The following is an 8,186-nucleotide window of genomic DNA, read 5'->3' on the forward strand; positions in this document are numbered from 1 at the left end:
GATTAGCTGCGTTCGAGTTCGATGTCGATACCGAGCGAGCGGATTTCCTTGACCAGCACGTTGAACGACTCGGGCATGCCGGCCGTGATCGCGTGCTCGCCCTTGACGATGCTTTCGTAGACCTTGGTGCGGCCCTGTACGTCGTCGGACTTGACGGTGAGCATTTCCTGCAGCGTGTAGGCGGCGCCGTACGCTTCCAGCGCCCAGACCTCCATCTCGCCGAAACGCTGTCCACCGAACTGCGCCTTGCCGCCCAGCGGCTGCTGGGTAACGAGCGAGTAAGGACCGGTCGAGCGCGCGTGCATCTTGTCGTCCACCAGATGGTGAAGTTTCAGGAAGTGCATGTAGCCCACCGTGGTCGTGCGCTCGAACGCATCGCCCGTGCGGCCGTCATACAGCTGAGCCTGGGTACGTGTCGCCGTCAGGCCCTTGGCCTTGGCAATGTCGTCCGGATAAGCCAGCTGGAGCATGCCCATGATCTCGGCCTCGGAAGCACCGTCAAACACGGGAGTGGCAAAAGGCACGCCGGTGGTCAGGTTGCCGGCCATCTCGATGATGTCGGTATCCGACAACTTCGCCAGGTCCTCTGCGCGGCCTGACTTGTTGTAGATCGTTTCCATGAACTTGCGGATTTCCTGCACCTTGGCTTCGGCTTGCAGCATGTCCCCAATGCGATGGCCCAGGCCCTTGGCGGCCCAGCCCAGATGCACCTCAAGCACCTGGCCCACGTTCATCCGCGAAGGCACGCCCAGCGGGTTCAGCACGATGTCGCACGGTGTGCCATCGGCCATGTGCGGCATATCTTCGACCGGAACGATCTTGGACACGACACCCTTGTTGCCGTGACGGCCAGCCATCTTGTCGCCAGGCTGCAGGCGGCGCTTGACGGCAAGGTAAACCTTGACCATCTTGAGCACGCCCGCTGGCAATTCGTCGCCCTGCGTGAGTTTCTTGCGCTTTTCTTCGAAAGACAGGTCAAAGCTGTGGCGCGTCTGCTCCATCGAGTTCTTGACGCTTTCGAGCTGCGCAGCCACTTCGTCATCGGCAGGACGAATGTCAAACCAGTGGTACTTCTCGACATCGGCCAAATAGGCCTTGTCGATCTTGGTGCCCTTGGCCAGCTTCTTCGGACCGCCATTGGCAACCTTGCCGATCAACAGCTTTTCGATGCGGTCGAAGGCGTCGGCTTCCACAATGCGCAGCTGGTCGTTCAGGTCCAGGCGGAAACGCTTGAGTTCGTCGTCGATGATCTGCTGGGCACGCTTGTCGCGCACAATGCCTTCACGGGTGAAGACCTGCACGTCGATCACGGTGCCTTGCGAGCCCTGGCTCACGCGCAGCGAGGTGTCTTTCACATCGCTGGCCTTTTCGCCGAAGATGGCGCGTAGCAGCTTTTCTTCCGGTGTCAGCGTGGTCTCGCCCTTGGGCGTGACCTTGCCGACCAGCGTGTCGCCCGGCTGGACTTCAGCGCCGACATAAATGATGCCGGATTCGTCGAGGCGGTTCAGCTGTTGCTCGGACAGGTTGGGAATGTCGCGCGTGATTTCTTCGGCACCCAGCTTGGTGTCACGGGCCATCACGACGAGTTCTTCGATGTGAATCGAGGTGTAGCGGTCTTCAGCCACCACGCGCTCGGAAATCAGGATCGAATCCTCGAAGTTGTAGCCGTTCCACGGCATGAACGCGATCAGCATGTTCTGGCCAATGGCGATTTCGCCCAGGTCAGTCGATGCACCGTCGGCAATCACATCACCCTTGGCCAGCTTGTCGCCGATCTTGACGATAGGACGCTGGTGGATGTTGGTGTTCTGGTTGGAACGCTGGTACTTGATCAGATTGTAGATGTCCACACCGACTTCGCCGGCGAGGGCTTCTGCATCATTCACGCGCACCACGATGCGGGTGGCATCAACGTAGTCCACCACACCGCCACGGTTGGCAGTCACCACGGTGCCGGAGTCAACCGCAGCAACCCGCTCAATGCCCGTGCCGACCAGCGGCTTTTCGGGACGAAGTACAGGCACGGCCTGACGGGACATGTTGGCGCCCATCAAAGCGCGGTTGGCGTCATCGTGCTCCAGGAACGGAACCAGGGAAGCCGCCACCGAGACGATCTGTGCAGGAGACACGTCCATGTACTGGACGCGTTCTGCGCCCACCAGGACGGACTCACCGTTTTCCCGGGCAGACACGAGGTCACCGGTCAGCTTGCCTGCATCATCCAGAGCCGCGTTGGCCTGGGCGATGACGTATTTGCCTTCTTCGATGGCCGACAGGTAGTCGATCTGGTCGGTGATCTTGGCGTCCACCACACGGCGATACGGCGTTTCAATGAAACCGTATTCGTTGAGGCGGGCATACAGGGCCAGCGAGTTGATCAGGCCGATGTTCGGACCTTCAGGCGTTTCAATCGGGCAGACGCGTCCGTAATGGGTGACGTGCACGTCACGCACTTCAAAGCCGGCGCGTTCGCGGGTCAAACCGCCCGGGCCAAGGGCCGAAACACGGCGCTTGTGGGTGATTTCGGCCAGCGGGTTGGTCTGGTCCATGAACTGCGAGAGTTGCGATGCACCGAAGAACTCTTTCAGCGCAGCCGAAATCGGCTTGCTGTTGATGAGGTCGTGCGGCATCAGCGGCTCTTGCTCGGCCTGGCCGAGGCGCTCTTTCACGGCCTTTTCGATACGTGCCAGACCAGTACGGTACTGGTTTTCAGCGAGTTCGCCGACACAACGCACGCGGCGGTTGCCGAGGTGGTCAATGTCATCGACTTCGCCGTTGCCGTTGCGCAGATCCACCAGGATTTTGACGACAGCAAGGATGTCCTCGTTGGTCATGACCATGGGGCCGGTGGAAGAATCGCGGCCGACGCGGGCGTTGAACTTCATGCGGCCGACCTTGGACAGATCGTAGGTATCCGGGTTGTAGAACAAGCGCTGGAACAGGGCCTGCACGGCATCTTCGGTGGGCGGCTCGCCGGGACGCATCATGCGGTAGATGGCGACGCGCGCAGCAAATTCGTCCGCGGTTTCGTCGGAGCGCAGGGTCTGGGAAATGTACGAACCCTGGTCGAGTTCATTGGTATACAAAACCTGCAGATCCTGCACGCCGGCAACGCGCAGCTTTTTCAGCAGCACTTCGCTCAGTTCATCATTGGCCTTGGCGATGATTTCACCGGTCTCAGCATCAACGATGTTCTTGGCGACCACACGGCCGATCAGGAAATCTTCGGGAACGCTGATCGTCGTGGTGCCACTTTGCTCCAGCTCGCGGGTATGGCGAACGGTGATGCGCTTGTCTTTTGCGACCACGACTTTGCCGTTTTTGTCGGTGATGTCGAAACGGGCCACTTCACCGCGCATGCGCTCGGCCACGAACTCCATCTGTGCACCGCTATCCATTAGGCGGAAATTGTCGAACACAAAGAAATTGGCCAGGATGGATTCCGGATTCAGACCAATGGCCTTGAGCAGAATCGTGACGGGCATCTTGCGACGACGGTCAACCCGGAAGTACAGGATGTCTTTGGGGTCGAACTCGAAGTCGAGCCACGAACCGCGGTAGGGAATGATACGGGCCGAAAACAGGAGTTTGCCCGAGCTGTGGGTCTTGCCCTTGTCGTGTTCAAAAAACACGCCAGGTGAACGGTGCAACTGGGACACGATCACGCGCTCGGTCCCGTTGATCACAAAAGAGCCCTTGTCGGTCATGAGCGGCACTTCGCCCATATAAACCTCTTGCTCTTTGACTTCCTTGACCACCTTGGACTGCGATGTGGAGGATTCGCGGTCATAAATGATCAGCTGCACCTTGGCGCGCACGGCCGAGGCGAAAGTGAGTCCACGGGTCTGGCATTCACGCACGTCAAACGCCGGCTTGGCCAGGTTGTACTCGATGAATTTCATCTCGACAAAACCATTGTGCGAGACGATGGGGAAAGCGTTTTCAAACGCTGCCTGCAGGCCTTCAACGGTGCGCTTTTGAGGTGCACGGTCGGCTTGCAGGAACGCTGTGTACGCGTCTTTCTGCATTTGCAGCAAATAGGGAACAGTCAACACGCTTTCGCGGTTGCCGAAGCTTTTGCGGATGCGTTTACGTTCGGTGTAGGAATAGGCCATGAGTTCTCCGCGTTGATGGGCTCTGGCGACTCTCGTGCCCGAATACACCACGTATTCAGGCAGCTTGGTGGTTGGCCACTACCAACCATGGCGGACGGTGACGCATTGCACGTCACCCGAACCAAGGCGTTTTCTGCAGTCGGGGTCAGAAAACACTGGAAAGCAGACGGTTAAGTCTGCTTTTCGGTGTGTTCCTTGAAACACGAAAGGCTGGAAGCCCGACTACGGTCTTCCAGCCTTCTCAAACACCAAGAATTACTTGAGTTCGACTTTCGCGCCGGCTTCTTCGAGCTTCTTCTTCGCAGCTTCTGCGTCAGCCTTTGGAGCGCCTTCCTTGACGTTCTTCGGAGCACCGTCAACCAGGTCCTTGGCTTCTTTCAGGCCCAGACCGGTGATTTCGCGAACGGCCTTGATGACCGACACCTTGTTGGCGCCAGCTTCGAGCAGCACGACATTGAAGTCGGTCTTCTCTTCAGCAGCTGCAGCAGCACCGCCGCCACCGCCAGCAGCGGGAGCAGCCATCGCAGCTGCGCTCACGCCAAATTTCTCTTCGATGGATTTCACCAATTCGTTGAGTTCGAGGACCGTCATGCTATCCAGCGCGGTCAAAAATGCGTCTTTATCGAATGCCATTTTGAATTTCCTAAAAAGTTGGGTACAAATTACGCTGCTACAGCTTCAGCTGCTGCGGGGGCATCGGCTGCGTCGCCGCCCTTTTTGGCCGCCAGGGCGCCCAGCACAACGGCCGTACGCGACATAGGCGACATCAGCAAGCCACACAACTGGGCGAGCAACACTTCCTTGGAGGGAATGTTGGCCAGTTGCTTCACGCCGTTCACGTCCAGGGATTTACCGCCAAATGCACCACCGCGAATCACCAATTTGTCATTGGTTTTTGCGAAGTCAGCGACTACTTTTGCAGCAGCCACGGCATCCGTGGAAAAGCCATAGATCAGCGGACCGGTCATCTGGTCGGACACGACTTCGAATGCACTGCCTGCCACGGCACGGCGAGCCAGGGTGTTCTTCAGAACACTCAGGTTCACGCCTTTGTCGCGGGCTTGGCTGCGCAGACGGGTCATGTCAGCGACCGTGATACCACGGTATTCCGCCATCACGAGCGTTTGAGCTTTAGCGGCGAGGCCAGTCACTTCATCAATGACGGCTTGTTTCTCACTGCGGTTGAGACTCAAGGTCTACTCCTTAAAAATGTGTGGTCAGGTTCGGGTGACTTGCATCCCCCTCGCCCTTCAACACGCTCATGTTCAGCGACCAACTGTTTCAGATTCTTTGCAAAACCATCTGCAGCGGGACCGCCATCTGCGTTGGCTGTCTTTCGATTAAGCGGCAAGCCCAAAAAGCCTGCCACGCCAACGGTCTTTGATGACCTGCCGGAGCGAACCCCGGCAGCCCACCACATTGAACAACCCCTGCGGGTTGCCCAAATTTCTGCGATTACGCTGCGATGGTTTGCGTGTCGACGCGAACGCCCACACCCATCGTTGACGAAACCGCAACTTTCTTCAAATACACGCCCTTGCTCGAAGCCGGTTTGGCTTTTTGCAACGCGTCGATCAGTGCAGCCAGATTGCCTTGCAACTTGGCGGTGTCGAACGAGCGGCGGCCAATCGTGCCATGAACAATACCGGCCTTGTCGACACGGAACTGAACCTGGCCGGCTTTGGCGTTCTTGACGGCTTGCGCCACGTCAGGCGTCACGGTGCCAACCTTGGGGTTAGGCATCAGGCCGCGGGGACCGAGCACCTGGCCCAGCGTACCCACGATGCGCATCGCATCGGGGGAAGCAATCACCACGTCGAAATCCATCTTGCCGGCCTTGATTTCAGCAGCAAGATCATCCATGCCGACGATGTCTGCGCCGGCGGCTTTGGCTTCTTCAGCCTTGGCACCCTGGGCGAACACGGCCACGCGCTTGGTCTTGCCGGTGCCGTTTGGCAGCACGACAGCGCCGCGAACGACCTGGTCGGATTTCTTGGCATCGATGCCGAGCTGGACAGCCACGTCGATGGATTCATCGAACTTGGCGACAGCGAATTCCTTCACGAGGCCGAGGGCATCGGAAATCGCGTACAGCTTGTTGCTGTCGATTTTGTCGCCAATAGTCTTCTGGCGTTTGGTCAGCTTGCTCATACAACACCCTCCACCGACACACCCATGGAGCGGGCCGTACCGGCAATCGTGCGAACTGCAGCGTCAAGGTCAGCAGCCGTCATGTCTTTCATTTTGGTCTTGGCGATTTCTTCAAGCTGCGCGCGGGAAATCTTGCCAACCTTCACCGTGTGCGGCGTGGACGAACCCTTGTCGAGCTTGATAGCTTTTTTGATCAGGACGCCTGCCGGAGGCGTCTTGATGACGAAGGTAAAACTCTTGTCAGCAAATGCTGTGATCACCACAGGCAGTGGCAAGCCTGGCTCAACACCCTGGGTCTGCGCATTGAATGCCTTGCAGAATTCCATGATGTTCAGGCCACGCTGACCGAGCGCAGGGCCGATCGGGGGGGACGGGTTAGCCTTACCAGCTGGCACTTGCAGCTTGATAAAGCCGACGATTTTTTTCGCCATACTTTTCTCCTTGCGGGTCATAACGCCTGAACGCTGCCAAAGGCAGGTCCGGGCTCCCCGGGGGTTACACAACTCAAAAACAGTCCGCAAGGACCGTTTCGCGCCGAGTTGCAAGGCGCGAAATTATCTACCGAATCGAAATTACGTTTTTTCGATCTGGCTGAATTCCAGCTCTACCGGTGTGGCACGCCCGAAGATCGTGACCGACACACGCACCTTGTTTTTGTCGTAGTTAACCTCTTCCACCGTACCGTTGAAGTCGGTGAAAGGACCATCCTTGACGCGGACGTATTCGCCAGTTTCAAACTCGACCTTGTGGCGCGGCTTCTCGGTACCGACCTGCATCTGGCTGACGATCTTTTGAACGTCTTCCTCGGAGATCGGGGCCGGGCGATTCTTGGCGCCACCGACAAAACCCGTCACCTTGTTGGTGTGCTTCACCAGATGCCAGGTCTCATCATCCATGACCATTTCAACCAGCACATAGCCCGGAAAAAACCGGCGCTCGGTCGTCTTCTTCTGACCGTTCTTGATCTCAACCACCTCTTCAGTGGGCACCAGGAAACGACCAAACTTGGACTGCATGCCCGCGCGGTTGATGCGCTCAACGATGTTGCGCTCGACCGCTTTTTCCATGCCGGAATAGGCATGGACGACATACCACTGCATGCCTGGGGTCGGCGTGAGAGACGTTCCCGCCGCCACTTCGCTGACTACCGTGCCGTTCAGATCGCTCATTATTTTTTCCATCCCAGGATCAGGTCGTAAAACACCCATTCGAGCGTTTTGTCCGTAAGCCACAAGAACAAGGCCATGATCACCACAAAACCGAATACATAGGCCGTCATCTGGATGGCTTCTTTACGAGCCGGCCAGACAACTTTCCGGACCTCGCGCCATGAGTCACGCCCAAAAGCCACAAATTGCCTGCCCGACTCCGAGGTCATGAACACAGCAATCGCCGCCACCAAACCAGCAATCAAGGCACCCCACTGGGCTAATTGACCCTGCTTGGCAAAGAAATAGAAGCCCACCAGCGAGGCCAGCACCAGCGCGACAGCCACAGCCAACTTGGCCTTGTCGGCGTTGGTACTGACGGTTTCAACTTGAGAAGAGGCCATGGTCGCCGATTTCCTGTTCAATCTTCATGCGTCTCTGCAGACGCTTAAGCCCACCTGGAGTTTTTGACTCCTGGCGGGCTTGCTTTTTATCTTTTCAAACCACCCTCAGCATCGACACTCATCAAAGCCGGGTGGCAGGGGCAGTAGGAATCGAACCTACAACCTTCGGTTTTGGAGACCGACGCTCTGCCAATTGAGCTATACCCCTCCATCAAACCTTACAAATTACGCAATGATTTTGGCAACGACGCCGGCGCCGACGGTCTTGCCGCCTTCGCGGATGGCAAAGCGCAGGCCTTCTTCCATGGCGATCGGGTTGATCAGCTTGACGGTGATCGACACGTTATCGCCTGGCATGACCATTTCCT

At 57.7% G+C, this 8,186-nt stretch carries 8 protein-coding genes and 1 tRNA gene (1 of these 9 only partly in view); all 9 read right to left on the reverse strand.

Annotated elements, in window-relative coordinates; genetic code table 11:
- Nucleotides 1-2: 2 nt before the first annotated feature.
- Nucleotides 3-4,115 (reverse strand): DNA-directed RNA polymerase subunit beta, encoded by a 4,113-nt coding sequence (rpoB, locus tag AC1DWQ_RS14135; protein ID WP_457306669.1) that lies wholly within the window; start codon nucleotides 4,113-4,115, stop codon nucleotides 3-5.
- A gap of 255 nt (nucleotides 4,116-4,370) precedes the next feature.
- A complete protein-coding gene (rplL, locus tag AC1DWQ_RS14140) occupies nucleotides 4,371-4,748 on the reverse strand; it encodes a 50S ribosomal protein L7/L12 (RefSeq protein ID WP_431094480.1) in 378 nt (125 codons plus the stop codon).
- Between the two features lie 29 nt (nucleotides 4,749-4,777).
- Nucleotides 4,778-5,308, reverse strand: coding sequence for a 50S ribosomal protein L10 (gene rplJ, locus AC1DWQ_RS14145; protein WP_477670197.1), 531 nt, complete (start codon nucleotides 5,306-5,308; stop codon nucleotides 4,778-4,780).
- A gap of 262 nt (nucleotides 5,309-5,570) precedes the next feature.
- Complete coding sequence (gene rplA, locus AC1DWQ_RS14150) at nucleotides 5,571-6,266, reverse strand: 50S ribosomal protein L1 (RefSeq protein WP_457282626.1); 696 nt, start codon at nucleotides 6,264-6,266, stop codon at nucleotides 5,571-5,573.
- The gene (rplK, locus tag AC1DWQ_RS14155) at nucleotides 6,263-6,697 is read right to left on the reverse strand and encodes a 50S ribosomal protein L11 (RefSeq protein WP_007871338.1); all 435 of its coding nucleotides are present in this window, start codon (nucleotides 6,695-6,697) and stop codon (nucleotides 6,263-6,265) included. The genes rplA and rplK overlap by 4 nt, the downstream gene beginning before the upstream one ends.
- Nucleotides 6,698-6,838: 141 nt before the next feature.
- On the reverse strand, nucleotides 6,839-7,366 hold the full coding sequence (gene nusG, locus AC1DWQ_RS14160) for a transcription termination/antitermination protein NusG (RefSeq protein ID WP_228778638.1): 528 nt from the start codon (nucleotides 7,364-7,366) through the stop codon (nucleotides 6,839-6,841).
- Between the two features lie 68 nt (nucleotides 7,367-7,434).
- Entirely contained in the window at nucleotides 7,435-7,818 is a 384-nt protein-coding gene (gene secE, locus AC1DWQ_RS14165) for a preprotein translocase subunit SecE (RefSeq protein ID WP_477670198.1), read from the reverse strand.
- 132 nt (nucleotides 7,819-7,950) lie between these two features.
- Nucleotides 7,951-8,026, reverse strand: a tRNA-Trp gene (locus tag AC1DWQ_RS14170).
- 17 nt (nucleotides 8,027-8,043) lie between these two features.
- Nucleotides 8,044-8,186: part of an elongation factor Tu coding region (gene tuf, locus AC1DWQ_RS14175; RefSeq protein WP_477670199.1), annotated on the reverse strand (this coding region is incomplete at its 5' end). 1,003 nt of the annotated region lie beyond the right edge of the window; the window shows 143 of its 1,146 annotated nt.

Source organism: Polaromonas sp. P2_G11 (genome assembly GCF_056403595.1).

Excerpts from the sequence above, each read along its gene's own strand:
- rplA (WP_457282626.1), bottom strand. The coding sequence starts at position 6,266 with ATGAGCAAGCTGACCAAACGCCAGAAGACTATTGGCGACAAAATCGAC.
- nusG (WP_228778638.1), bottom strand. The coding sequence starts at position 7,366 with ATGCAGTGGTATGTCGTCCATGCCTATTCCGGCATGGAAAAAGCGGTC.
- secE (WP_477670198.1), bottom strand. The coding sequence starts at position 7,818 with ATGGCCTCTTCTCAAGTTGAAACCGTCAGTACCAACGCCGACAAGGCC.
- rplL (WP_431094480.1), bottom strand. The coding sequence starts at position 4,748 with ATGGCATTCGATAAAGACGCATTTTTGACCGCGCTGGATAGCATGACG.
- rplK (WP_007871338.1), bottom strand. The coding sequence starts at position 6,697 with ATGGCGAAAAAAATCGTCGGCTTTATCAAGCTGCAAGTGCCAGCTGGT.
- rpoB (WP_457306669.1), bottom strand. The coding sequence starts at position 4,115 with ATGGCCTATTCCTACACCGAACGTAAACGCATCCGCAAAAGCTTCGGC.